Here is a 350-nt window from a genome sequence, read left to right on the forward strand (position 1 = left end):
TTCATGAGCTGACCATAAATATCTGCTTAAAAACCAGCTTTTTATGTCATCATTGTTAGTCTGTTGAAGTAGTTGCTGTGCAATAGAATTTTCATTAGAGTCAGGGTCACGCGAAATTGCGTTAACCGGAACGTAATTTAATGGACGATGCGATTTAAATATCACCACTTTTTTTGCAAATTTTCTCGGTAAAGTCCCTTGCCCATTTTCTTGATTCTCATGAGGATGAAAAAATCGCCTTCTTTCTCGTGAATTATGTATATGGCCGTCATTCTCAACCGTAATGTCCCATAATCCCTCATCATGTCTTGAATTCCTTCGTAGCGTTTTAGAACCGTATGGACTAAAAG

At 37.7% G+C, this 350-nt stretch carries 1 pseudogene; it reads right to left on the bottom strand.

The annotated features are described in order from the left end of the window. A pseudogene (locus KH400_RS22905) lies at window positions 1–350 on the bottom strand (hypothetical protein); the annotation flags it as partial.

Origin of the sequence: Desertibacillus haloalkaliphilus, from assembly GCF_019039105.1 — a bacterium.
GTDB lineage: Bacteria > Bacillota > Bacilli > Bacillales > KJ1-10-99 > Desertibacillus > Desertibacillus haloalkaliphilus.